A 24,381-nucleotide genomic window follows, 5' to 3' on the forward strand; every position below is an offset into this window, starting at 1 on the left:
CGAGCGAAAATTGCCTCACATTGAGACGCGGCTTCCCCCTTTCTAAGCCTCCCCCAGTTTGGGGGAGGGGATTACGGCGCATGTTCGTCACTGGGCCGCCAGGAACTTCTGCTGGGCCTTGGTCATGTAGTCGGCCCATTCCTGCGCGAGATCCTCAGGCGTGCGTTCGCCGAGCAGGGCTTCCTGGCTGGTCTTGATCACCAGCGAATCCTTGAAGTAGGCGAATTCTTCCAGGTGCGTCGGCATCACCGTCGGATGCACATCCTTGTCCGCCAGCTCCTCGAACCAGCCCTTGAACTTCGGATCGGCATAGAACGGATCGGTCTCCGCCGACTTGCGGGCCGGCAACGCGCCGGTGCGCTTGTTCCAGGCGATGTTGCCTTCCTTCCCCTCCAAGGTCGCGATCAGCTTCCACGCCAGATCCTTGTTATCGCTGTCGGAGAACATCGACCAGCCGGCATAACCGATGGTCGGGAACGCCTTGCCGCTCGGGCCCTTGGGGAACGGCGCGACGCCATAATCCTCCGGCTTCATGCGCTCGGCGATGGCGATCAAGGCATCGGGATCCTGGTCGAGCATCGCGCAGGTGCCGGAATAGAAACCGGCGACGATCTCGTTGAAGCCCCAGTTCACGCTGTCCTTGGGCGCATAGCCGTTCTTGTAGAGATCGACCAGGAAGGCGATGCCCTTGACCCAACCTTCATCGGCGAAGGTCGAGGTGCCATCCGCCCTGAAGAACTCGTTGGAGCCGGCGGCGGTGGCGCCGAACATCACCCAGCCATTCAACCCGCCCGGCCCACCGCGCAAGCAGTAGCCATACTTGCCCGGCAATGCCGAGACCTTCTTGGAGGCTTCCCAGAATTCATCGAGCGTCTTCGGCGGGCCTGCCACGCCGGCTTCCTCGAACAGCTTCTTGTTATAGAACATGGCGCGCAGATAGAAGCCGTAGGGCAGCATGTAGGCGGTATTGTTGACCGCCCGGCCGAACTCCAACGCGCGATTGTTGAGGTCATCGGTCTCGTCCCATCTCTTGAGATAGGGCTCGAGGTTCTCCAGCGACCCGTTCTTGGCATAGAGCGCCAGCCAGGTGTCGGGCATCTCCACCACGTCGGGAGTCTCGCCAGCGGACACCATGGTGGCGAACTTCTCGAACGCCTCGCCCCATGGCAGCGAGATGATCTCGACCTTGGCCTCCGGATTGGCGGCCTCGAACCTTGCAACGATGGATTTGAGCGTCTCGGTGCGCTCCGGGCTGGTGATGACCTCGACCAGTTTCAGCGTGGTATCGGCAAGGGCCGAACTGCTGAGCAATGCGGTCAGAGCGGTTGCAGCAACTAGTTTCTTGAACACTGTCTCCTCCTCTGTTGATTGGTTTCTGATTAGGTTTGCGAGCGCGCGGCGAAATCGACCGCCCCGGCCAGATCGCTCCACAGCACGTCAGCGCCTTCGAGACCCACGTGCAGTCGGACACAGCGGGGATCAACGCCGAAATCGATGGCGGAGTTGGGTCCGGCCGCCTGCTTGCGCACCACTTCAGCCGGAACGACCAGGCTCTCATGGCCGCCCCAGCTCACGCCGAGCTTGAACAGCCGCAGCTTGTCGGCGAAGGCGGGAATGTCGATCCCAGGCTTGAACACGAAGGAAAACAAGCCCGACGTCCCGGTGAGGCCGTCCGGCAGCTGATTGCCGAGACCGGGATGCTCCACACTTTCAACAGCATCATGGGCCGCGAGCCGCCGGGCGACCGACAGAGCGGCAGCCTCATGCGCCTTCATACGGATCGGCAGGGTGCGCAAGCCGCGGATCAGCAGCCAGGCATCGAAGGGCGAAAGCTTGCCCCCAAGATAAGGCAGCGTCGCGGACCGAATCTGGCCGATCAACGCCTTCGACCCCGCCACGGCACCCGCCACAACATCGCTATGGCCGCCGAGATATTTCGAGGCGGAATGCAGCACCAGATCCACGCCCATTGTGATCGGTCGCTGGAAGACCGGCGTCGCCCAGCTGTTATCGATGACCGTCAGCACGCCGTGATGCTTGGCGAGCGCGGCGAGAGTGCGGATATCGTGCGTCTCGAAGGTCCAGCTGGTCGGGCTCTCCATATAGAAGAGCGCGGCACCCGGCAGCGCCTTGGCGACCGCATCTTCATCGCGGCCGTCTACATAGGTTGCGCTGATGCCGAAGCGTTTGAGCAGCGTCTGGTTGAGGCGGTAGGTATCCGGATAAAGATGTTTGACGCACAAGATGCGATCGCCCGGCTTCACGAATGTCAGGATGGTAGAGGAGATCGCCGCCATGCCGCTGCCGAAGCCGAGCGCGTCTTCCGCGCCTTCCAACTCCGCCAGCTTCTCTTCAAACATGCGGACGGTGGGGTTGAGGCCGCGCGAATAGGTCGGCCGGACCTTGAGCCCGCGATAGGTCTCCTCCATCTCGGCATAGGTCGAGAAGGTGAAAAGCGAGGTCTGCACGATCGGCGGCACCACCGCATCGAACGCATTCGCTTCGTCATGCGCGACGGCAAGAGAGGCCTGGGCGAATACGTCGTCGGCATCGTTCATTGCGACATTTCCTTGATGTCTTCTTCGACGATCGCGAGGATCGCCAGCGTCTTTTCCCGCGCGTCCTCGTCATCACGCGCCGCGATCGCGTCGAACAATTCGCGATGAAACGGAAAGGAGCGGCGCGCGAAGTCGGACCGGTCGAACGGTTTCTCCCAGAAGCTCTCGAACGCTTCGCGCATCTGCTCGAGCAATTGCCGGAACAACGGATTGTGGGTGGCGTCGTAGATCGCCAGATGGAAGGCCAGATCCTCCCGCCCCGCCGTTCCCTTCTCGTGATGGACGGCCTCCATCTCCTCGAGCTTGCGCTCGATGACCTTGAGATCCTTCGCATTGCGGCGCAGCGCCGCCAGCGCGCTTGCCTCCACTTCCAGACCCCGCCGCACGTCCAGCGTCTGCAGCAAGGCATCGCGCAGATGTCTGGTATCGATCGACAGAGGAACGTGGATGGTGTCCGCCGAGACGCTGCGCAGCAGGTACGTGCCACTGCCCCGGCGCGATTCCACGATGCCGAGGGCCTGCAGCTGGCGAATGACCTCGCGTACCGTGGAGCGACCGACCGCCAGCGCTCCCATCAGCTCGCGCTCCGCCGGCAATCTTTGCCCGGGTTTCAGCCGCGATTGCGCGATGTAGCCGGCCAGCGCGTTCATCACGCTCTCCGCGCGATCGGCGTTCGGCAGCGGCTTCAGCGCGGCTGGCCTGTTCATACGGGTGATCCCAAATTGGTCTGACATCTGACAGGTTCTGAATTTGCCGGACATTTGTCAACCCGGATTCCGGCGATCGCGCATGTCGCTCTCGACGACCCGGCGCGCTTTGGCTAGTGTTGCCGCTCCAAAAAATACAGAAACCCAAAAAGAACACTGCGGAGGCGTAGTTTCATGGCTTCAGTCGATCTGGTCGATGTGCGCAAGGCCTATGGCGAGCATGAGGTCATCCATGGCGTCTCCATCGGTATCAGCGATGGCCAGTTTGTGGCACTCGTCGGGCCCTCCGGCTGCGGCAAGTCGACTTTGCTCCGCATGATCGCGGGGCTGGAGCCGATCACGTCGGGCGAAGTCCGCATTGATTCCAAGGTCGTCAACGATCTGGAGCCGAAGGATCGCGATATCGCGATGGTGTTCCAGAACTACGCGCTCTACCCGCACAAGAATGTTGCCGACAACATGGGCTTCGCGTTGCAGATGCGACGCGTGCCGAAGCGGCAGATCGCCGAGCGCGTCAAGCGTGCCGCGGAGATTCTGGACCTTGTCCCGTATCTCAATCGCTATCCGCGCCAGCTGTCCGGCGGTCAGCGCCAGCGCGTGGCAATGGGCCGGGCGATCGTTCGTGATCCGAAAGTCTTCCTGTTCGACGAGCCGCTCTCCAATCTCGACGCGAAATTGCGCGTGCAGATGCGCGCAGAGATCAAGGAATTGCACCAGCGGCTGAAAACCACGACCGTCTACGTGACTCACGATCAGGTGGAAGCCATGACCATGGCCGACAAGATCGTGGTGCTGCATGACGGCGTGGTGGAACAGATCGGCTCGCCACTCGAGCTCTATGACAGGCCGGCCAATTTGTTCGTCGCCGGTTTCATCGGATCGCCGGCCATGAATATGATCCAGGGCATCATCCGGCCCGGCGCTACGCCCACCTTTGAAGCCGAGGATGGGACACGGCTGCCGCTCAGCAGTGCACCCAGCAACAGTGACGGCAGGAAGGCGATTTACGGCTTTCGGCCGGAGCACCTGACCATCGGCGGGCCGGTGAGGACGGAGATCACCGTGATCGAGCCGACCGGTTCGGAGACACAGGTCGTCGCGCGCCTTGCGGGCCAGAAGATCGTCGGTGTGTTCCGTGAGCGCATTTCCGCCCGGCCGGGCGAGGTGCTGACGGTCGGCCCAAATCTCTCCTCCGTGCACCTGTTCGACGCCGCCTCGGGCCAGCGCCTGCAATAGCCGACGCTGCAGCTGCGAACCAAAGCGCGCGGACCATTTTTGCTGCTGTGCACAGCATTGTTACGGCAGTTCGCGGACCCGCAACCGAGGCTTAATTGACAATCAGATGGGCCGTTTGCATACTTTGCAGTGCGTCCTTCAAACAAGAAGTTGTGCCGCGGAGCGCGGGAGCAGAATCCACTCGCGAGCGCTTTTCGAGCCCAACCGGTACAACGTTTCATCGCACGGGCGCCAAGGGGAGGAAATCCATGAGAGTTGAGCTGTACAATCTGCTTACCCGCCGCACCGTGCTGAAGGGCGGTGCGGCTGCAGCGGCACTCGGTGTCGCGGGCGCCGCAGGCGTTCTGCCCAAATCGGCCAATGCCGATCTGCGCGCTGAACTGCTGAAAATTCCCGGCGTCAACATGGGATCGCCGACGGATGCCGACTGGCAGAAGGTCGGCGAGCTGTGCATGGGCTCGACCAAAGCGACCGTCCAGCAGGGCGAGTTCAAAGGCGTTGAGCTGACCTTCATGGGGCTTAACAACCAGAACCTTCACAATCTGCTGTTCCGCGGTTTCCTGAAGCCGTGGGAAGCCTACACCGGCGCCAAGATCAACTGGATCGACTTGGCGCAGGCGGACTACAACCCGCGCCTCCAGCAGGCGATCGCTACCGGCACCGTCGATTTCGACATCGTCGAGATGGGCGCGCCGTTCGAAGGCGACGTGTGCGGCAAGGGCTTGGCTTCCGTCATGCCGGACTGGGTCAAGCAGCAGATCGAAATGGACGATTATGTCGGCTACCTGAAGGCGCCGGTGGGCACCTGGGAAGGCAAGACCTATCGCATCTCGATCGACGGCGACTGCCACAACTTCAACTACCGCACCGACTACTTCTCCGACCAAGAACTCGCCGCGGCCTGGAAGGCTGAGGGGCACCAGGGCGAATGGGGTGTGCCGAAGACCTGGCAACAGGTCCAAGAGGTCACGAAGTTCCTCAAGGGCAAGCAGGTCGCCGGGCAGGACGCCTATGGCTATCTCGATCCGATCAAGCCCTGGGGCGGATTCGGCTTCTACTTCCTCGGCAGCCGCGCGACGGCTTATGCCAAGCATCCGGACGACAAAGCCTGGCTGTTCGATGCCGACACGATGAAGCCGCGCATCAACAATCCGGCCTGGGTCCGCGCGATCCAGGACGTGATCGATGCCCTGCCCTACGAGCCGGCCGACCAGCTGAACGCCGATCCGAACACGACCGGCTTCTCGCAATTCCTCGCGGGCACCGGCGCGATGTGCTCCTGGTGGGGCGATGTCGGCTCCAACGCCAAGACCAACGACAGTTCCGTCATCGGGGACGTTTGCGGATTCTCCATCCTGCCGGGATCGGACGACGTCTACAACTCGAAGACCGGCAAGTGGGACAAGCTGGCGAGCGGCCCCAACTACGCGCCCAACATGGCCTATATCGGCTGGGGCATCTATGTGATGGCGCGCGTCGACAGCGATTCCAAGAAGCAGAAGGCGGCCTGGAGCGCAGCCGCACATCTTGGCGGCAAGGACATCTCGCTGTGGACGGCGGCCTATCCGTCAGGCTTCCAGCCTTACCGCAACAGCCACTTCAATGTTCCGGAGTGGGTCGCTGCGGGCTACGACGAGGCCTTTATCAAGTCGTACCTGGATTCGGAGGGCAACTCCTACAATCATCCGAACGCCGCGATCGAACCGCGCATTCCCGGCATCTTCCAGTATTACAGCGTCGCCGAGGATGAGCTGAACAAGATCTGGTCTGGCGGTTCGGATGCACAGACCGGCGCGGACAGGATCGCCGCAGCGTGGGAGAAGATCACCGACGAGATCGGGCGTGACAAGCAGATCGCGCTCTACAAGGCATCGCTCGGCATGTAGCCAACGCGGTCGTGATCGTACACCAATGGACTGGTGGCGCTGGCCGGCGCCACCAGTCTCTCTTTTCATAGGCCTATTGCCTGGTTCTTTAGTATCGTCACTCCATGGATCAAACCGCGCCAACCACGACAGCCCCGATGCCGTCCAGGGCAGCACTGTCAGCCCTGTCCGAAGCCGCGGCGGTAACCGCCGGCGTCTCGCTCAGGCGGGTGCAGGACGGCAAGCGCATCATCACGCTGGCCACCATCGGCTTCGTCGTCGTCGTGCTGATGCAGATCCTGTTCGACGCGGGCCTGCAGCCGTACGGTTTCGAGAACTGGCGGCCAATCTTGTATGCCTATGTGCTGTGGGGCATTGCGCTCGGGTTCGGCCTGGTGCGGATGCGCGGCGCTGCGGGCCACAGAGCGCTGTTCGTACTGCCGGCGGTACTGTTCACAGTCGCGATGGTGATCTTTCCGACCTTCTTCGGACTCTACATCGCATTCACCGACTGGAACCTGTCCTCCTTCGAAGGCCGGCGCTTTAGTGGTCTCAAGAATCTGTATGCCCTGTTTGCGGACCCCTATTATCGGAATGCGCTCGCAAACATGGTGTTCTATGTACTCATGGTGCTGCCGCAATATGCCATCGCATTCGGCCTAGCGCTGTTGCTCAACGCCGATATCCGTGCGCGCAAGTTCTTCCGAGTGGCATTCCTGCTGCCTTTCATGCTGAGCCCGGTGGCGGTGAGCTGGATGATCGGCAAGTCGCTGATGGAGTATCGCTTCGGGCCGGTTGCCAAGCTCATGCGCGAGATCGGATGGGACAACCCCGCGTTCTTCACCTCACCGTGGATTGCGAAGTTCAGCATCGCGGTCATGGACGCCTGGGTTTGGATCCCGTTCATCATGATCATGCTGCTGGCTGGACTTCAGGCGCTGCCGAAGGAATTGTCGGAAGCCGCCAAGGTTGATGGTGCCAGCAAGTGGCAGGCCTTCTGGCAGATCACGTTTCCTCTGATGCTGCCGGTCAGCGTGACCGCAATCGTTCTGCGCATCATCTTCCAGCTCAAGCTCGCCGACATTGTCATCAACGTGACCTCCGGTGGACCTGGTGGCGCAACGGATACCGTCTCCTCCTTCATCTTCCGTGAATATCGCGATCGCTCGAATGTCGGCTACGGCACGATGCTGGCGGAGTTCTATCTGATCATCATCATTATCTTCATCACGCTGCTCCTGCACTGGGTAAGCCGCTGGATGAGAAAGATGCACTGACCATGGCGACGCAAGCTAGAACCCTCGGCGCGAGCCATTATCCGACCCGGATCATCATCTACGGGCTGCTGATCCTCTGGGCCTTTATCTGTCTATTCCCGATCTATTGGACTTTCTCGACGTCGTTCAAGAATGCGGTCAATGTGACCCAGGGACATCTCATCCCCTGGATGGACTTTGTGCCGGACTGGAAGGGTTGGCGATCTGTAGGCTTGTCGCCTGATACGATCGGACAGACGTCGACTGCACGCGAGGAGTTCTTGAAGCGCTTCGAGAATAGCGTCATCGCTTCGCTCAGCGCGTCCGCGCTGGCTGTGATCATCGGCTCCAGTGCGGCCTACGGCCTGAGCCGGTTCAGCTACAGGTTCGGGCCGATGCGGAACAAGGACATCTCGTTCTTCTTCCTGGCGCAGCTCATTCTGCCGCCGGTCGTGCTCGCGATGCCGTTCCTCGTGCTCTACAAGGAGCTGGCGCTGCTCGACACGCGGATCGGCCTCATCCTGCTTTATACGTTGATGGTGCTGCCGATCGTGATCTGGATCATGCGAGACCAGTTCGACACCATCCCCCTGGAGCTGGAGCAAGCCGCACTGGTCGACGGTTGCTCCGTCTGGAGTGCGTTCCTCCGCATCGTGCTGCCGATCGCGCTGCCCGGCATGGTGGCGGCCTTCATCCTCTCGGTCATACTGTGCTGGAATGAGTATTTCTTCGCCGCCCTGCTCACCAGTACCAATGCCAAGACGCTGCCGGTGATGGTGGCGAGCCAGACCGGATCGCAAGGCATCAACTGGTGGTCCATGGCCGCCCTCTCCGCGGCCGCTATCACGCCGCTGATCGTGATCGGCATTTTCCTGGAGCGTTACATCGTCAAGGGCTTGACGGCCGGCTCGGTCAAATAGAATCGAGCGTGGCCATACTGGCGCGGGTCGCCGGATAGAGCTCGCGGAAAATCCGGTAGAGCTTGGCGTATCGATTGCGCACGTCTGTGTTCGGCGTAAATATTGTCGCGACCGGATTCCACGCCTCGATGTCGCTCACTTTCACGTCGCCCACCGCCATCGCTGCCAGGAAGGCATCACCATAGCTCGCGCCGATGGTCTTCTCCCGCACGATCTGAGACCGGCCGGAGATGTCGGAGGTCGCTTGCGCCCAGACGCGGTTCTTGGTGCCGCCTCCGACGGCATAGATCTTCGCCGGCTCCTGCCCGACCTCGGCATAAGTCTCGAAGATGTGGTTTGTACCGCAGGCGATGCCTTCCAGCAGCGCACGGAACAAATCGCCGCGTTCATGGGTCAGGTTCAGGCCGAAGATCATGCCTTTGGCCTGTGGATCGTGGATTGGTGTGCGCTCGCCCGAGAAATATGGCAGCACCACCAGGCCTTTGGCGCCGGGCGGCGATTGCGCCGCTTCTTCCGTTAGAGTGACGATCGCAGTTTCGGCATCGAGCTCGCGGGCGAATTGCTGACGGAACCAGTGTGTGAGAGTGCCGCTGGTGGCAAGGCCGGACATCGAGGCGTGCTGGCCCGGGAATAGCCACGGCGCATACCACAGCCGGCTGTCGGTCACGCGCTTCGGCGTGATCTCGACGATGAAGATGGTCGAGCCGTACATCAGCATCATGTCGCCGGGGCTGGCGACGCCGACGCTGATCGCCTCCGCTGCCGCATCGATGGTGCCGACGATGACCGGCGTTCCGACGGCAAGGCCGGTTTCGTCCGCCGCGCGTTGGGTCACCGCGCCGGCGATCTCGGTGGTCCAGGCCGGATCGGGCAGCTTGTCGAGCGCGATGATGTCTTTGGCGAGTTCATCGCTGTAGGCGAGCTGGTCGGGCAGATAGAGCGGGCTACAATTCGCCGCGGAGTAGTGATCGATCACGAAACGGCCGCTCAGCCGATGCACCAGATACGACGTCGAGGTCAGGACCTTGTATGCCCTGGCGAAACGGTGCGGACGGTGTCTTTTCAGCCAGAGGATCTTAGGACCGACCGACTGCGAGGTCAGGGCATTGCCGCACTTGTCGATCAACCCTTGCTCTCCGATCCGCTGCGTCAGGTCCTTTATTTCCTCCGCTGCACGCGTATCGATGCCGTAGAGCACGCCATTCATCAGCGGCGCGCCGTCTGCATCCACGGGAAGCATACAGGGGCCGATGGCGCTGGTTCCGATCGCGGCGATGGAACTGGGCGCGATCCTGCTCTCCGCCAGCATCTTCTGCGTGACGAAGACGAAATCGCCCCACCAATCTTCCTCAGGCCGATGCTCGGCCCAGCCGGGCTGCGGCACCAGCATCTGGTGCGGGCGGGTCGCCGTCGAGACGATCCGGCCGCCCTGGTCTACGATGACGCCCTTGGTTTCGAAGGTACCAACGTCGACGCCAAGATAGTACTTCATTCGAGATACTGATCCCGATCGAGGCTGAACTTCCGGTCGATGCGCGAGATGCCGACAACCAGCAGCTTTGCCAGGCCTTCGAGGTCCGCAAGGTCGCACATCTCGAGCGAGGAGTGAGTATAACGCGTCGGAAAGCCGAGATCGATGCAGGCGACGCCGGTGCCGGTCACCTGCACATAGGAGGAATCGGTGAGCGCGCCGATATGGGCGCTACGCTGCAGCGGAATCTTCTCCGCGACTGCCGTCTTCTCGAACAGCTCGACCAATGCCGGATGCGGGATCGTGCCGTTGAGCGTGCCGCGACCGTGGAAGCTGTATAGGCTGATGCCCGGACCGCCGCCCAGCTTGACGTCGCCGCGCTGCGTCATGTCCGGCGTGTCGGTCGCGAGAATGAGGTCGAGCTGGATCGCGATGTCTGGGTTGAGCGCCTGGGCTGCCGTGACCGCGCCGCGCAGGTTGAACTCCTCCTGCACCGAGAAGACCAGATGGAGCGTGGACCGCTTGGCGTTGCCCTTGAGCGCGCGCGCCACCTCCAGCATCACAGCGCAGCCCGCGCGGTCATCGACCGAGGTGCCGACGATGCGACTGTTCGCCACCTCCAGCACGTTGGGCGCATAGACGATCGGGGCACCGACCACCACACCGGCCTCCGCAGCCTCCGCGGCGCTGCGAAAACCGCAGTCGATGTAGAGATCGGAATAAGGCAGAACCTTGTATTTCTCCTCCGGCTGGGTCGCGTGATGGCTCTTGTTGGCGATGATGCCGGGAATGGTCCTGCCCTTGCCGACCGAGACGCGCACCGCCTGCGACGGCAGCGCTTTCTCCGGCACACCGCCGACACGCTCGACGCGCAGCAATCCACTTACCTCGATCTTGCGCACCACCAGACCGAGTTGATCCATGTGCGCGAACAGCATGACTGAGGGCGCGCTCTTGTCGCCGGGCAGCGTCGCGATCAAGTTGCCCATGCGGTCGCTGTGGGAGGAAATACCGAGCTCCGAAAGTTGCTTTGCGAGCAGCCGGCGCACCGGTCCCTCATGGCCGCTGAGCCCGGAGGTCGCCATCAGGGCCGTGAGCCAGCCCTTGATCCGCTGTTGCGCGCCGCCCCGTGCCCCCCGCGCCGCCATGATCAGTGCCCTCGCGCGGCGCGCGCGAGCCGCATGAATTCTTTCGCGCGCTCCGGATCGATCGGGTTCCAGGTGTTGCCGTCGACCTTCAGCGCCGTGCCCACGATGCAACCGTCCGCAACGCGCAGCACATCGGCGACGGTCGCATGCTTGACACCCGTATTGGCCAGTACCGGCGTGTCGGGCAGCACCTTCTTCACCGCCTCGAGCTCCGATAAGGCGGCCGCCTCACCGGTGATGATGCCGGAGACCAGGATCGCATCGGGGATTGAAGAGAAAACCGCGCTGCGCGCCCGGTCCGGCAGGCTGCGCTGATCCAGCGACCAGGCGAATTCGGCGGAGATATTGTCGAACATGGCGAGGTCATGCCGCCCCAGCCGATCGCGATAGCGCATCGCCGCGCCGGCATCGGGATTCCATGGTCCCATGTCGGAGGCATAGGTGCCGGTCAGGATTTCGCGGATGAAGTGGGCGCCGGTCGCCGCAGCCAAGGCCACAGAGCTCATCGGATCCCACAGCACATTGACGCCGAATGGCACAGTGATCTCCCGCTTCACCTGCCCGATCGCGTAGGCCATGGTGGCGGTCGAAGCGGTGTCGACCTTGAACTCGTATGGCCGGTCATTCTCGTTACCGAACATGACCGCATCGACCCCGGCGACCTGCAACGTCCGCAAGTCCTTGCGGATGCCTTCGACTAGACCATCCAGGTCCGCGTCGACATCATGGAGCGGCGATCCCGGCAAAGCGCCGAAATGCACCATGGCAATAACGGGTTTCTTGCCCGGGAAAATCTTCGCGAATCGCGTCGTCATGGCGGCCGGACGGCTGTTGAGGAGTGAGATCAGTTGGTAACTGAATCCCCCACTTCCCGCAAGGCGCGCCTATCCAGCACGACAGCAGAGCGACGCTGATGCCACGTCGTGGCGCGAAGCGATATGTGCGAACTCTGGGGGAAACAGCGGCTAGTGATCGCTCGCCTGGATCAGGCGCATGCGATCGCCAAGCAGCTGGACGCAGGTCAGCCGGCCGGAGAAGTAGGCTCCGGTGTCGATGCCGATGCGGTTGCCCAGCAGCTCCGCTTCGCTGCGCGGCGTGTGGCCGTGAACGACGATGATGCCCTCGTCATGCTCGCCGTCGTAGGTCAGAAAAGGCCCGCGCACCCATAGGGGATCGCGATCCTCGTCGAGCCCGCTCTTGGGCAGGCGACGCCAGTCGCGCTTCAGCGCCGCGAGCCCGAACTGCGGATGAATGCCGCCATGAACGAACAGATACTGGCCGAGGCGGTAATGGTTGCCGAGCTTGAACAATTTTTCGATCCGCTCGATGCCGAGATCGGAAGCCAGCGCTGCGACGAAGGCATCCGCATCAGCGGCCTTGCCATCGGACAGCCCGAGCTCGCGCGCGATCGCGCCGGCGCCGTTGTCAAGCCAGTTCCAGAGAACGTCCTGCCGCTCAGCACCTTTGCTCTCCAGGAAGTGACGCAAGAACTGCTCATGATTTCCTGGAAGGCAGACTGGCTCCACCTTTGGATGCTGAATCCCATCCAGCACCCGCTTCAACACGGCGAGACCGGCCGGGCCGCGGTCGACGTAGTCCCCCAGCGTCACCAGCAGGGCTTTCTCGAGGCGTTCCTCATCCACGATGCGCAGGACTGCCGCGATCAAAGGTTCGAAGAGATCGGCCCGTCCATGAATGTCGCCGATGGCGAATACCGGGCGGGAAGCCGTCGCCGGCGCGGTCTGCCATTCGCCGATTCTCGGTACAATAGACATGGCCATCACGTTAGGAGCAGCGAAGCCTGCACACAATCCCCCAGAGGGAACGATACGATGGCCTAATAAAGGTTACTGATTTATTAGCGGTCCTGGAGATGGATCATTGCGAACGATCGTCCAAATCGTGCTGGACGATCAGGTCAACGAGCGATGGCCCTACTGCGCCTGGCGCCGCGGGAACTTGATGCGCTCCAGCAAAGGAAATGTGCGATGCAGTCCGCGACCAGCTGCTTGGCTTCGGCGATGATCAGCGGTCGTGCAGCGCCTTGCCAACGCCGCCGCCAGCCGCATGCTGTTCGACGGCGATTATCCGACAGACTGAGATTTACAGCTCGGCCAACCAGTCCTAGGCTTACACTCTGACCATCACGTCAGGGGAGCGATCGGCCATGGAACGCACGGGCTTGGGTGTGATCGGGTGTGGCTTCTTTGCGCAAAACCATCTGCATGCCTGGACGGATCTGGCGTCGAAGGGTGTCGACATCGTCGCGGTGTGCGACGTCGACGAGGCAAAGGCGCGCGCGGCCGCGGAGAAGTTCGGCGTCACGAATTGGTATAAGGATGCCGAGACGATGTTCCGCAACGAGAAGCTCGACCTGGTGGACATCGTCACCCGTGTCGAGACTCACCGGGACGTGGTCCGCCAAGCAATCCGGCATCGCGTACCGACCATCGTCCAGAAGCCGTTCGGGCCGGATCTTGCCGCCTGCCGCGCCATGGCGGACGAGGCGCAGAAGGCCGGCATCTTTTTGGCGGTGCATGAGAACTTCCGCTTCCAGGTACCGATGCGCAAGATCACGGATCTGCTGCGAGCCGGCACAATCGGAACGCCTTCCTGGGGCCGCATCAGCTTCCGCACCGGTTATGACATCTATAAGGGCCAGCCATATCTGGCGCATGAAGAAAGGTTCGTGCTGATCGATCTCGGCGTTCATGTGCTCGATATGGCGCGGGTCGTCTTGGGCGAAGTCGATCACCTGTCTGCCGAGCTGCAGCGGCGCAATCCGAATGTCCGCGGCGAAGATACCGCCACCATGCTGCTGCGGCACAGATCGGGAGCGGTCTCGATCGTGGAATGTACCTATGAGTCACGTCGCGTGCCGGACGTTTTCCCGGAGACGTTGCTGGAGCTCGAAGGCCCGAAAGGCGCGATCATCTTGAAGCCTGGATCGGTGCTCGATGTCACGGTCGAAGGTAAGACCACGACCCATGACGTCGATGCACCGGTCCTCAAATGGGCCGAGAGGCCGTGGCACATCATCCAGGAAAGCGTGCTGGCGACCTGCGAGCATATGCTCAAATCACTCCGCGCCGGCCGACCGGCCGATACCGCCGCATCGGACAACGTGCGCACGTTCGGACTGGTCGAAGCAGCCTATGAAGCCGGCAGTTCCGGCCGCGCAGTACGCTTCGCCTAGAACGACAGGTGCGCGTCAGCATCTGAGGCGGAGTCCCTTGGGATCATAGGCCGGCTCGCTCAACATGAGCGCGTTCCGACTTTCTCCGATCACATCAACCGTCAGCTTGGCGCCCGAACCCACCAGAGCCTTGTCAACGTAGGCGAGGGCCAGGCTCTTGCCAACGGAATGTCCATAGGCGCCGGATGTCACGAAGCCGACCAGCTTGCCGTCGCACTTGACCGGCTCGAAGCCGGAAGCGTCCGCATCTACCGCATCGATACTGAGCGTGACCAGGACACGATCGGCCCCCTTCTCCCGCTCGCGCAGAGCCGCATCCCGGCCGATGAAGTTGCCCTTGTCGAAAGCGAGGTGCTGCCGAAGGCTCGACATCTCCGGTGAATAGGATTGGGTGAATTCCGTCGACCAGATACCGTAGCTCTTTTCCAGTCGCAAGCTGTCGAGCGCGCGGTTGCCGATCGATCTGAGGCCGAGATCAGCGCCAGCGGCGCACAGCGCGTCATAGAGCGCGCGCTGGTAGGCGACCGGCACGTTGACCTCGTAGCCGAGCTCTCCCGTCAAGGACAGCCGCGCGACGACGGCCGGCGACATGCCCACTTCCATCTCCATGCAAGAGAGGAAAGGGAAGGAGTCGTTGGTCATGTCCACGCTGACCAGGCGCGACATCAGCGCGCGAGATCTGGGCCCGGAAATGGCGAACCCCATCCAGTCGTCCGAAAGATTGCGGATCGTCACGCCATCCGGCGGCAGATGGTCGGCCAACCAGCGCATATGCCAGGTCTGCAGATAATAGGAGCCGATCAGCCAGAACCGGTCCTCAGCCAGGCGGCTGACGGTCAGATCGCCCATCAGCCTGCCCTTCGGATTCAACATTGGCGCCAGGCGCACGCGGCCGACCTTGGGCAGCCTGGCCGCAAGCAGATGATCGAGCCAGCCTTCCGCGCGCGGGCCGGTCACTTCGTAGCGCGCATAGATCGCGCTTTCGAACATGCCGATCGCCTCGCGCGTGGCCTTCACCTCTGCGGCGACATAGGAGTGCGCGTTGGAGCGGCGCAGGGTCGGCTTCTCGATGAAGTCCGGCTGATCCGGGACGAAATATTGCGGCGTCTCCATGCCCCAGGTGCAGCCATACACGGCACCCTCCGCCTTCAGCGCATCGTAACAGGGCGATGTCTTCAGCGGCCGTCCCGCCGGCAACTCTTCGTTGGGATAGGAGATGACAAAACGCCGCGCATAGAACTGGCCGGTCATCGCCTTGAGGTAGGACTCGTTGGACGCGAAGCTGCCATAGCGGGCCACATCCATGCCGAAGATGTCAGCGCCCGGATCGCCCTCGATCATCCAATTGGCGAGAGTAAGCCCGATCGCCCCACCTTGCGAGAACCCGCCCATGCAGCCGCAAGCAACCCAGTAGTTCCTGAGGCCGGATACCGGCCCCACCAAGGGGTTGCCGTCCGGTGTGAAGGTGAAGGCGCCGTTCACCCATTTGCGGATGCCAACATTCTGCAGCGCGGGGAAGCGCTCGAAGCCGATGGCGAGCTCCGGCGAGATGCGATCGATGTCGGGCGGCAGCAGATCCATGCCGAAATCCCAATCGGCGCCTTCGCTTTTCCAGTGCCGCGGATCACGCTCGTAGACGCCGAGCAGCACACCCTTACGCTCCTGTTGCAGATAAGTGAAGCCTTCGAGGTCCGTGATGGCGGCGATCTCGCGATCCATGGCGACGATCTCCGGCACGTCCTCGGTGATCAGGTAATGGTGCTGCATCGGCGTGACCGGCAGGTTGATGCCGACCATCTGTCCGACCTTGCGCGCCCAAAGGCCGGCCGCGTTGATGACGTGCTCCGCCGTGAAGGTCCCCTGCTCCGTCACGACGGACCAGTGACCATTCGCCAGCGGCTTCAGGTCGAGGACACGGTTGCGCAGGATGATCTCCGCGCCGCGTTTCTTGGCCGCGCCGGCATAGGCGTGGGTTGTGCCGTGCGGATCCATGTACCCTTCGTGGGCGTCATAGAGCCCGCCCTGCAGGTTCGAGACATCGACGATCGGGCAGAGTTCCTTGATCTCCTCCGGCGTCACCAGGCGCGTTTCCATGCCCATGGTTTCGTACATGGCGCGCTCGGCCTTCAGCATCTCCCAGCGCTCCGGCGTCGCGGCGAGGCTGATCCCGCCGGTCATGTGCATGCCGACGCTCTGCCCGCTCTCCTGCTCGATCTCCTTGTACAGGCGGATGGTGTAGCCCTGGAGTGCCGCGATGTTGGGATCATCATTCAGCGCGTGGAAGCCCGCGGCTGCATGCCAGGTCGAGCCTGCCGTCAGTTCCGCGCGCTCGATCAGGACGATGTCGGTCCAGCCGAACTTGCTGAGGTGATAGAGGATGCTGCATCCGACGATGCCGCCCCCGACGATGACGACCCGATAATGCGACTTCATGGCAGGACCTGGACGACGCTCGCGATTTGTTGTAAGTTCTTACAATAAGAAAACCGACGACGAAAAGCAATTGCCGAAGAAAGCAGCGCCCCGATTCAGACGCAAAGCGCCGGAGAAACGACGGTCTAACCTCATTCAGGCCGCTATCCACTGCATCAGCGAAGGCGGTATGTCCGCCTTCAGGATGGAGCGGATTGCGGCGGAGGCTGGCGTTTCGCTCGGCCTCATGAGCCACTACTTCACGGACAAGAATGAGCTTCTGACCGAGGTCTATCAGGCAGCGCTCTACGAGGACGTGAACCGGAAGCTCGCGGAACTGGCCAACAAGGAGGTGACGCGATCGCCGACCGAGCGCCTGTGCCGGATCATCGATGCGATCATCGACCCAGAGTACCTGAAGCCTACCAACCTGACCATGTGGCTAGCGCTCTGGAGCGAGATCGTGGTCAATCCCGATCTCCGGCGCGCTCATCGAGCGCTCTATCGCAGCTATCTCCAGTCCCTGGCGGAGCTCATCGGGACCGTTGCCAAGGAGCGGCGCCGCGCCGTGAATGCCGTCGAGATCGCCCGCAATCTGCAGGCGCTGATCGACGGTTTGTTCCTGGAGCGCGCACTCGACCGACGCGCGGTCGATCACGCGGACCTCCGCCGCGCCAGCTACGAATTCCTGGAGCTGCATCTGGGAGCGTTGACTAGCGGGGTCTGAGTGCCAAAGCGCGGAAGCCGCCCGCGATCAGATCGTCGACCCAGGCGTGGGCAATGCGCAGCGCATCCTCCCTCGAAAAGATCGTGGGATCGAGGCACAGCTCGAGCCATAAGCCATCCAGCATCGCGGTGAAGCCGAGGGCTGCCAGATGCGCATCGATCTTGAAGCGCCGCGCCCGAGCGATGTCCGCGATCAGCGCCTCCAGCCGGCAGCGATAATCCGTATAGACCTTCTTGTGCACCTTGCGGACGCCGGGATCGCGCCGCACCAGCGACCAGAAAGAGAGCCAGATCGCGAGGAGGTCGCGGTCCAGAACCGGCGGCTTGAAGGAGGCTTCGATGAAGGCGCGCAGCTGCGATTCCGCATCCTTCGGTGCAGCCTCCATCGCCTCGCCGAGCGCCTCAGCGACCCGCCGCCCGACGTGATCGTAAGTCGCAACGATCAGATCATCGATGCCTTGGAAATGATGCGCCACCAGGCCTGGCGACACTTTGGCCTTTGCTGCGACCGCGCGCACCGAAGTGCCGGCATGGCCGAACTCCGCCAGGCATTGCGCCGTTGCCTCGATCAGCTTGCGTCGCCGCACGTCCGGCTGATTGCGGGTAAAGCGTGGTTCAGCGGTGGCCATGGTCCCCTCTTGCGCGAGCATTTCCGTTATTATACAGTTGTACAACAAGCAGGACAACGGAGCATATCATGGGCATTGCATTGCGTGACGTGAAGCTAGCGGAGCGCCATGTGGAGTTGAGTTGGCGGGATGGCCGTGCAGGCGATCGATTCTCCCTGCTGTGGCTGAAGGATCACTGTCCCAGCCCACAGTGCCTGCATCCCGATACCAAGCAGCGCCAGATCGACACCTTCTCGATTCCGGAGAACATTTCGGCACGCGCGGTCGCGATCGAGGAGAATGGCCGCGTGCTCAAGGTCGAGTGGGCGGACGATGCCCATGTCAGCCGCTTCGACGCCGCGTTCCTGGCCTCGGTGCTGCCCGCCAACCAGGCGATGCCGAAGCGTGTCCTGTGGGATGCGGCCGCGATCGAGCAGCAAGTGCCGATGGTAGCGCACGACGCCGTCATGGCCGACGATGTGGCGCTGAAGCAGTGGCTGGAGCTGACCGAGGCTTATGGCTTTTGCATCGTGACCGGCACGCCCGCAACGCCGGAAGCGACGCAGGCGCTGCTCGAGCGCGTCACCTATATTCGCCATACGATCTTCGGCGGCTTCTGGGACTTCACCGCCAACATGGAGCACAAGGACACGGCCTATACGACGCTGGCCATTGGGCCGCATACCGATGGCACCTATAGCTTCGATGCGCCGGGCTACCAGATGCTGCATTGCCTCGCGTTCAACGGCAGTGGCGGCGAGAACGTATTCGTCGATGGGTTCAAGGTCGCGGAGATCATGCACCGCAATCATCCGAAGGAGCACCATCTGCTGACCGAGATCGAGCTCACGGGCCAGTACATCGACAAAGAGCGGAACGTGCATCTGCAGGCCTCGCGTCCCCTCTTCCGCCTCAACAAGGCCGGCGAGCTGCTGCAAGTCAGCTACAACAACTACGACCGCGCGCCCTTCTACCTGCCGGCGGAAGAGACGGCGGCGCTTTACCGCGCACTGAAAATCTTCGCGTCCTATGTCAATGACCCGAAGATGCAATATCGCCGCCGTCTGACGCCGGGCGATGCGGTGATGTTCGACAATTGGCGCGCCCTGCATGCCCGCGATGCCTATCAGGGCTATCGCAGGCTGTGCGGTGCCTATCTCAACAAGGAAGATGTGGAGAGCCGCCTGCGCAGGCTGCGCGCTCTGTAGGGCTCTCCGCCAACCGCCTTGACGCCTCCCTGACCATTGGCCATCAATGGGCCGATCCGCTCCCGGCAAGACCGGCGAGCTGGCAAGACCCAGGGAGAGTATCGTGGCGGTTTTCAGCAATTTCATCGGCGGCGAGCAGGTCGCCGGCACCCAAACCGTTCGCAACATCAACCCGTCGAACACTGATGAGGTAATCGGCGAGTTCGCATCGGGAACAGCAGCCGATGTCGCAACGGCCGTGGCGGCTGCAAAGGCCGCGTTCCCGGCATGGTCTCGCACCACGCCGCAGGAGCGCTATGACATCCTGAAGAAGGCATCCGACGAGGTGCTGGCGCGCAAGGAGGAGCTTGGCCGCATCCTCTCGCGTGAGGAAGGCAAGATCCTGGCGGAAGGCATCGGCGAAGCGGCCCGCGCCGGACAGATCCTGGCCTTCTTCGCCGGTGAGTGCCTGCGCCTGGCCGGCGAAAACGTGCCGTCCGTCAGGCCCGGCATTGGCGTGGAGATGACCCGCGAGGCGATCGGCGTGGTCGCACTCATCACGCCGTGGAATTTCCCGATCGCGATCCCGGCCTGGAAGATCGCGCCCGCACTGGCCTATGGCAATTGCGTCGTCATTAAGCCGGCAGAGCTCGTTCCCCATTCCACCTGGGCGCTGGTCGACATCCTGCATCGCTCCGGCCTGCCCAAGGGCGTGCTCAATCTGGTCATGGGCAAGGGTTCAGTGGTCGGCCAGGCGATGCTCGAACATCCGGACGTCGCTGCGCTGTCCTTCACCGGCTCGGTCGCAACCGGGCGCAAGCTTGCGGCCGCTTGCGTCGCTGCGAACCCAATGAAGAAATTCCAGCTCGAAATGGGCGGCAAGAATCCGCTGGTCATTCTTGACGACGCAGACCTCGAGGTCGCAGTCGCCAGCGCGGCCAATGGTGCATTCTTCTCGACAGGTCAGCGTTGCACCGCTTCGTCGCGCTTGATCGTGACGGAGAAGGTCCACAATCGCTTTGTCGACGCGCTGACTGAGAAGGTGAAAGCGCTGGTGGTCGATGATGCGCTGAAGCTTGGAAGCCATATCGGCCCCGTGGTCGACCAGGCGCAGTTCGATCAAGACGAGCGCTATCTCGAGATTGGCCGCAAGGAAGGGGCGAAGCTCCATTGGGGCGGCGAGCGGCTCAACCGCGCCACGCCGGGCTTCTATCTGCAGCCGGCCCTGTTCACCGAGGTGGGCAATTCCATGCGGATCGCACGCGAGGAAATCTTCGGGCCGGTCGCAGCGGTGATCCGGGTCAAGGACTATGACGAAGCGCTGGCCGTCGCGAACGATACCGAGTTCGGCCTGTCGGCCGGCATCTGCACCACGAACCTGAAATACGCCACGCACTTCAAGCGCAATTCGGAAGCCGGCATGGTCATGGTGAACCTGCCGACGGCTGGCGTCGACTACCACGTGCCGTTCGGCGGCCGCAAAGCATCGAGCTTTGGCCCCCGCGAGCAGGGCGCTTATGCACGCGAGTTCTATACGATGGTGAAGACCTCGTACACGCTGGCGGGATGAGGACGAAGCCGCCAAGCCACCTCGGTTCGTGAGGGTTTAGCGCGCTGGTCCAGGCCTGGCGGGTTGCTCTTGTGGTGGAGCAGCCCGCTTCTTATTTGAGGTTCATGCCGTATGATTCTTCCCAGCTACCCGATGAGACGCTCGACCCCTATTCAGCTCGGGTAGCGCAAGCATTCGAGACCGTCGGCCCGGCAGTCGTGCACATCCATGCCGCAGGCCGGCAGAACGGTTCCGGCTCTGGTGTGCTGTTCGCGCCCGACGGCTATCTCCTCACCAATAGCCATGTCGTGTCCGGGGCCGCTCGCCTCTTCGGCAGCCTGACCGACGGACGCCGGTTCGACGCGGAGCTGGTTGGCGATGACCCCGCCACAGATCTTGCCGTCCTCCGCCTGCAAGGCGCCGGCCTGCCGCATGCAAGCTTCGGCAGTTCCGCGCGCCTCAGGGTCGGGCAGCTTGTCGTTGCCATCGGCAATCCGCTCGGCTTCCAAGCCACCGTCACCGCCGGCATCGTCAGCGCACTTGGACGCACTTTGCGATCACCGTCGGGGCGCCTCATCCAGAGCGTCATTCAGACCGATGCGCCGCTTAATCCAGGCAACTCCGGCGGTGCACTGGTCGATGGACAGGGCAAGGTCGTCGGCATCAACACTGCCATGATCGGCCACGCCCAGGGCCTTTGCTTCGCGATCGGTATCGACACAGCCGCTGACGTCACCATGCGGCTGATGCGTGACGGCCGCGTGCGACGCGCGCGGCTCGGCCTCGCGGGCCAGACGATCATGCTGGATTGGCGCCTCGCACGGCGGCTGCGCCGTCTCCAGAGCGGCGCGGTGCAGGTGCTGGAGGTGCCGGTTCGCGGGCCCGCCGCGCTGGCGGGCATCGAAACGGGCGACGTCATCCTGGAGTTCGCGGGGACCGACGTTTTCGCAGTCGATGATCTCCATCGCCTGCTGACGGCCGAGGTTGCCGGACATCCAACCCGCATCACTGTGCTGCGTAGTGCAGGTCTGCGGAGCTTTGACATTCGGCCGGAGCTGGACGAATAACAGTGCAAGAGCGGAGGCTGGCCGGAGCTGTTTCCCATGGAACTGAACGCCGATTTCTCGCAGCGGGTCGCGGTTCACGCCGCGCAGCTCCCCTGGATGCCCTCTCCCATGGCGGGCGTCGAACGGCGCATGCTGGACCGGATCGGTGATGAGGTGGCACGCGCTACCTCCATTGTGCGCTACGCGCCCCACAGCCATTTCTCCCCGCACGTCCACGGCGGCGGTGAAGAATTCCTCGTGCTGGAGGGCGTGTTCCAGGACGAGTACGGCGACTATCCCGCCGGCTCCTACGTCCGCAATCCGCCGACCTCGAAGCACACGCCGGGCTCAGAGCCAGGTTGCGTGATCTTCGTCAAGCTCTGGCAGTTCGATCCGGATGATCGCACCGAGGTGCGGACTGATACTGGCGAAGTGTCATTCCTCTCAGTGCCCGATCGTGCGGGCGTGGAGATCATGCCGCTTTTCCACGATTCTCATGAAGATGTGCTGCTGGAGCATTGGGCGCCACGTGCTCGGATCGATCTACCCGTTCCCGGCGGCGCAGAGATTCTCGTGCTAGACGGCGCCTTTAACGAAGGAACTGAAGAGTTCACGACCCAATCCTGGCTTCGGCTGCCTGCAGGATCGCGCTTGCAGGCCGAGGCCGGACTCACAGGCTGCCGGGTCTGGATAAAGACCGGCCACCTGGTCAAGCCCCTAAAATTCAGCTCCAAGCCTCAGGTCGCATAGGTCGGCGGCGAGAATTCCTGTTCGAGCGGAACGACGCCAAGGCCGGGCGCGGTCGGGGATGCCATTTGTCCATCACGACAGGCGGGCATGCCGGTCGCATTGCTGACGGTGACCCAATTGTGGAAATCGACCGTGTGCAGCCGCGCACTTTCGGGAGTCGATAGCGACATGTGCGCTATGGCGGCGGTACCGATCTCGGCACCGCCGGTATCTTCCACAGTCACCGCAAGGCCCATTTCGACGGCCGCATCGCGGATCAGGCGCGCCCGTGTGATGCCGCCCACACGCGCGAGCTTGATGGTGATACCATCCGCCAGCCGGTCCGCACACGCTTGGGTCAGTACCCGCAGGCTGTCACAATCGCCGCGGATGGCGAGGCATTCCTCGTAGCTGGCGCAGTGAAAGAAGTTTTGGCTGTACTAATTTTTTGCGACCATATTGGAGTTTGCTCGCTCTCTTGAAGCGGCTGAGGCGCGCGATGTTATCTCAATTTTCCGTAGCCACGCTTGCGGATCGGTACCCTCGGGGGATGGTTACCGCCAAGTAGCCTGGAGGCGTCTGATCAAAGCCTTTGACATCATCTCACATTCGGGAGATATTTCCGAATATGGAAGAAATGAGCATCGACCGGCGCATTGCGCAGCGCCTGAGGGGCTTGCGTGGCGAACGCCAATGGTCGCTCGACGAGCTGGCCAAGCGCAGCGCGGTGAGCCGCGCGACCCTGTCCCGCCTAGAGAACGCCGAGGTCAGCCCAACGGCGAGCGTGCTGGGGAAGCTCGCCTCCGTCTATGGCCTCACCATTTCTCGCCTGATGCACATGGTCGAGGATGATTTCGCGCCGCTCATCCGGCGTGATGCGCAGCCGGTCTGGACGGATTCCAGCATCGGCTTTCGGCGCCGCTCGGTCTCCCCGCCGACGCACACTTTGAAAGCCGAACTTCTGGAGTGTGAGCTCGAGCCCGGCGCGCACATTACTTATGATGCGCCGCCTCGGCCGGGGCTCGAACATCATCTGCTGCTGTTGCAAGGGCAGCTGGAGGTCAGAATCGACGGGCAGGCCTACGACCTGAAACCCGGCGACTGCCTGCGCTACCAGCTCTACGGTGCCAGCACTTTCACGACGCCGAAGCGATCGGGCGCCAAATACATCCTGGTCGTCTCCTGAGACTACATGATCCACCCAACTCAAATCATCATCTCCACCATCGCTGCGGATGAGGTGCTGTTCCATCGCCGCGACCTTGGCGTCTTGCTGCATGCCTGCGTTCATGACGGCGCCAGCATAGGGTTCGTGCTGCCCTTCTCGATCCCTGATGCCGAAGCCTTCTGGACCGACAAGATGCTGCCACGCATGCGCAACGGCGCGCTGACACTATTGATCGCGCGCAGCGACGAACAAATCGTGGGGTCGGTCCAGCTGGACTACGACACGCCGCCGAACCAGCCGCATCGAGCGGAAGTCCGCAAGCTCCTGGTCCATCCCGGCTTCCGCCGCCAAGGCATCGCGAAGGCGCTGATGGCTGCGCTCGAGCGCCATGCCAGCCAATTGGGCCGCAACTTATTGACGCTCGACACCCGTACCGGCGACAAGGCTGAACCGCTCTATACCGCGCTGGGATACGAAACCGCCGGCATCATTCCGGGATATTGCCGCGATCCGTTCAAGGATTGTTTCGACCCGACAACAATTATGTACAAGGCGCTCTGAGCTGGCTGCCGCGCAAAAACGTCACAGATTTGTCCCGC

22 protein-coding genes are annotated in these 24,381 nt (G+C 62.4%); 12 read left to right on the top strand and 10 right to left on the bottom strand.

The features are described 5' to 3' along the window. Positions 1-87: 87 nt before the first annotated feature. Genes DTX69_RS05885 through DTX69_RS05895 form a run of 3 tightly spaced genes read right to left on the bottom strand, consistent with a single transcriptional unit; the run spans position 88 to position 3,265 of the window. The gene (locus DTX69_RS05885) at positions 88-1,350 is read right to left on the bottom strand and encodes an ABC transporter substrate-binding protein (RefSeq protein ID WP_119300581.1); all 1,263 of its coding nucleotides are present in this window, start codon (positions 1,348-1,350) and stop codon (positions 88-90) included. Positions 1,351-1,379: 29 nt separating this feature from the next. Then, positions 1,380-2,558, bottom strand: coding sequence for a PLP-dependent transferase (locus DTX69_RS05890; protein WP_119300582.1), 1,179 nt, complete (start codon positions 2,556-2,558; stop codon positions 1,380-1,382). After that, on the bottom strand, positions 2,555-3,265 hold the full coding sequence (locus tag DTX69_RS05895; protein ID WP_119300583.1) for a FadR/GntR family transcriptional regulator: 711 nt from the start codon (positions 3,263-3,265) through the stop codon (positions 2,555-2,557). Before DTX69_RS05895 ends, DTX69_RS05890 begins: the two co-directional genes overlap by 4 nt. 174 nt (positions 3,266-3,439) lie before the next feature. On the opposite strand from DTX69_RS05895, the gene DTX69_RS05900 reads away from it, so the two are divergent. The 4 genes from DTX69_RS05900 (at position 3,440) to DTX69_RS05915 (ending at position 8,542) form a co-directional block, all read left to right on the top strand. After that, the gene (locus DTX69_RS05900; RefSeq protein WP_119300584.1) at positions 3,440-4,501 is read left to right on the top strand and encodes an ABC transporter ATP-binding protein; all 1,062 of its coding nucleotides are present in this window, start codon (positions 3,440-3,442) and stop codon (positions 4,499-4,501) included. A gap of 248 nt (positions 4,502-4,749) precedes the next feature. After that, on the top strand, positions 4,750-6,387 hold the full coding sequence (locus DTX69_RS05905; protein ID WP_119300585.1) for a type 2 periplasmic-binding domain-containing protein: 1,638 nt from the start codon (positions 4,750-4,752) through the stop codon (positions 6,385-6,387). Positions 6,388-6,524: 137 nt separating this feature from the next. Further along, a complete protein-coding gene (locus DTX69_RS05910) occupies positions 6,525-7,643 on the top strand; it encodes a carbohydrate ABC transporter permease (RefSeq protein WP_119300586.1) in 1,119 nt (372 codons plus the stop codon). A gap of 2 nt (positions 7,644-7,645) precedes the next feature. Next, on the top strand, positions 7,646-8,542 hold the full coding sequence (locus DTX69_RS05915; protein ID WP_119300587.1) for a carbohydrate ABC transporter permease: 897 nt from the start codon (positions 7,646-7,648) through the stop codon (positions 8,540-8,542). Here DTX69_RS05915 and DTX69_RS05920 read toward each other — a convergent pair. The 4 genes from DTX69_RS05920 to DTX69_RS05935 all read right to left on the bottom strand — a co-directional run bounded on the left by DTX69_RS05920 (position 8,535) and on the right by DTX69_RS05935 (position 12,936). Further along, positions 8,535-10,034 (bottom strand): FGGY-family carbohydrate kinase, encoded by a 1,500-nt coding sequence (locus tag DTX69_RS05920; protein WP_119300588.1) that lies wholly within the window; start codon positions 10,032-10,034, stop codon positions 8,535-8,537. The genes DTX69_RS05915 and DTX69_RS05920 overlap by 8 nt on opposite strands. Then, complete coding sequence (locus DTX69_RS05925) at positions 10,031-11,161, bottom strand: M42 family metallopeptidase (RefSeq protein ID WP_119300589.1); 1,131 nt, start codon at positions 11,159-11,161, stop codon at positions 10,031-10,033. The genes DTX69_RS05920 and DTX69_RS05925 overlap by 4 nt, the downstream gene beginning before the upstream one ends. Before the next feature lie 2 nt (positions 11,162-11,163). Then, the gene (locus DTX69_RS05930; RefSeq protein WP_119300590.1) at positions 11,164-11,976 is read right to left on the bottom strand and encodes a BtpA/SgcQ family protein; all 813 of its coding nucleotides are present in this window, start codon (positions 11,974-11,976) and stop codon (positions 11,164-11,166) included. A 150-nt stretch (positions 11,977-12,126) separates the two neighbouring features. Then, positions 12,127-12,936: a metallophosphoesterase gene (locus DTX69_RS05935; RefSeq protein WP_162916727.1), complete on the bottom strand. Its 810-nt coding sequence runs from the start codon at positions 12,934-12,936 to the stop codon at positions 12,127-12,129. Positions 12,937-13,328: 392 nt separating this feature from the next. On the opposite strand from DTX69_RS05935, the gene DTX69_RS05940 reads away from it, so the two are divergent. After that, positions 13,329-14,357: a Gfo/Idh/MocA family protein gene (locus DTX69_RS05940; protein ID WP_119300592.1), complete on the top strand. Its 1,029-nt coding sequence runs from the start codon at positions 13,329-13,331 to the stop codon at positions 14,355-14,357. Between the two features lie 15 nt (positions 14,358-14,372). Here DTX69_RS05940 and DTX69_RS05945 read toward each other — a convergent pair whose 3' ends face one another. Continuing rightward, the gene (locus DTX69_RS05945) at positions 14,373-16,790 is read right to left on the bottom strand and encodes a GcvT family protein (RefSeq protein ID WP_119300593.1); all 2,418 of its coding nucleotides are present in this window, start codon (positions 16,788-16,790) and stop codon (positions 14,373-14,375) included. On the opposite strand from DTX69_RS05945, the gene DTX69_RS05950 reads away from it, so the two are divergent. Then, positions 16,789-17,496, top strand: a complete 708-nt coding sequence (locus DTX69_RS05950; RefSeq protein WP_119300594.1) for a TetR/AcrR family transcriptional regulator — start codon at positions 16,789-16,791, stop codon at positions 17,494-17,496. The two genes, DTX69_RS05945 and DTX69_RS05950, sit on opposite strands and share 2 nt — an antisense overlap. Here DTX69_RS05950 and DTX69_RS05955 read toward each other — a convergent pair. Next, positions 17,483-18,124: a TetR family transcriptional regulator C-terminal domain-containing protein gene (locus DTX69_RS05955; protein WP_119300595.1), complete on the bottom strand. Its 642-nt coding sequence runs from the start codon at positions 18,122-18,124 to the stop codon at positions 17,483-17,485. The two genes, DTX69_RS05950 and DTX69_RS05955, sit on opposite strands and share 14 nt — an antisense overlap. Positions 18,125-18,192: 68 nt before the next feature. Between DTX69_RS05955 and DTX69_RS05960 the strand changes: the two genes are divergently transcribed. From DTX69_RS05960 to DTX69_RS05975, 4 genes are all read left to right on the top strand, one after another. After that, positions 18,193-19,311, top strand: coding sequence for a trimethyllysine dioxygenase (locus DTX69_RS05960; protein ID WP_119300596.1), 1,119 nt, complete (start codon positions 18,193-18,195; stop codon positions 19,309-19,311). Positions 19,312-19,414: 103 nt separating this feature from the next. Continuing rightward, positions 19,415-20,860 (top strand): aldehyde dehydrogenase family protein, encoded by a 1,446-nt coding sequence (locus tag DTX69_RS05965; protein WP_284735576.1) that lies wholly within the window; start codon positions 19,415-19,417, stop codon positions 20,858-20,860. A 104-nt stretch (positions 20,861-20,964) separates the two neighbouring features. Next, a complete protein-coding gene (locus DTX69_RS05970; RefSeq protein WP_119300598.1) occupies positions 20,965-21,906 on the top strand; it encodes a S1C family serine protease in 942 nt (313 codons plus the stop codon). Between the two features lie 36 nt (positions 21,907-21,942). After that, positions 21,943-22,635 (top strand): cupin domain-containing protein, encoded by a 693-nt coding sequence (locus tag DTX69_RS05975; RefSeq protein ID WP_119300599.1) that lies wholly within the window; start codon positions 21,943-21,945, stop codon positions 22,633-22,635. Here DTX69_RS05975 and DTX69_RS05980 read toward each other — a convergent pair. Next, positions 22,623-23,006, bottom strand: coding sequence for an enolase C-terminal domain-like protein (locus tag DTX69_RS05980; protein WP_119300600.1), 384 nt, complete (start codon positions 23,004-23,006; stop codon positions 22,623-22,625). The genes DTX69_RS05975 and DTX69_RS05980 overlap by 13 nt on opposite strands. 236 nt (positions 23,007-23,242) lie before the next feature. Here DTX69_RS05980 and DTX69_RS05985 point away from each other — a divergent pair, with 236 nt between their 5' ends. Continuing rightward, positions 23,243-23,800 carry an XRE family transcriptional regulator gene (locus DTX69_RS05985; protein WP_119300601.1) on the top strand — a complete coding sequence of 186 codons (558 nt, stop codon included), beginning with the start codon at positions 23,243-23,245 and terminating at the stop codon, positions 23,798-23,800. 6 nt (positions 23,801-23,806) lie between these two features. Continuing rightward, entirely contained in the window at positions 23,807-24,343 is a 537-nt protein-coding gene (locus tag DTX69_RS05990; RefSeq protein ID WP_119300602.1) for a GNAT family N-acetyltransferase, read from the top strand. Positions 24,344-24,381 lie beyond the last annotated feature (38 nt).

This window comes from Dongia deserti (genome assembly GCF_003574735.1).
In the GTDB taxonomy this organism is placed as follows: domain Bacteria; phylum Pseudomonadota; class Alphaproteobacteria; order Dongiales; family Dongiaceae; genus Dongia_A; species Dongia_A deserti.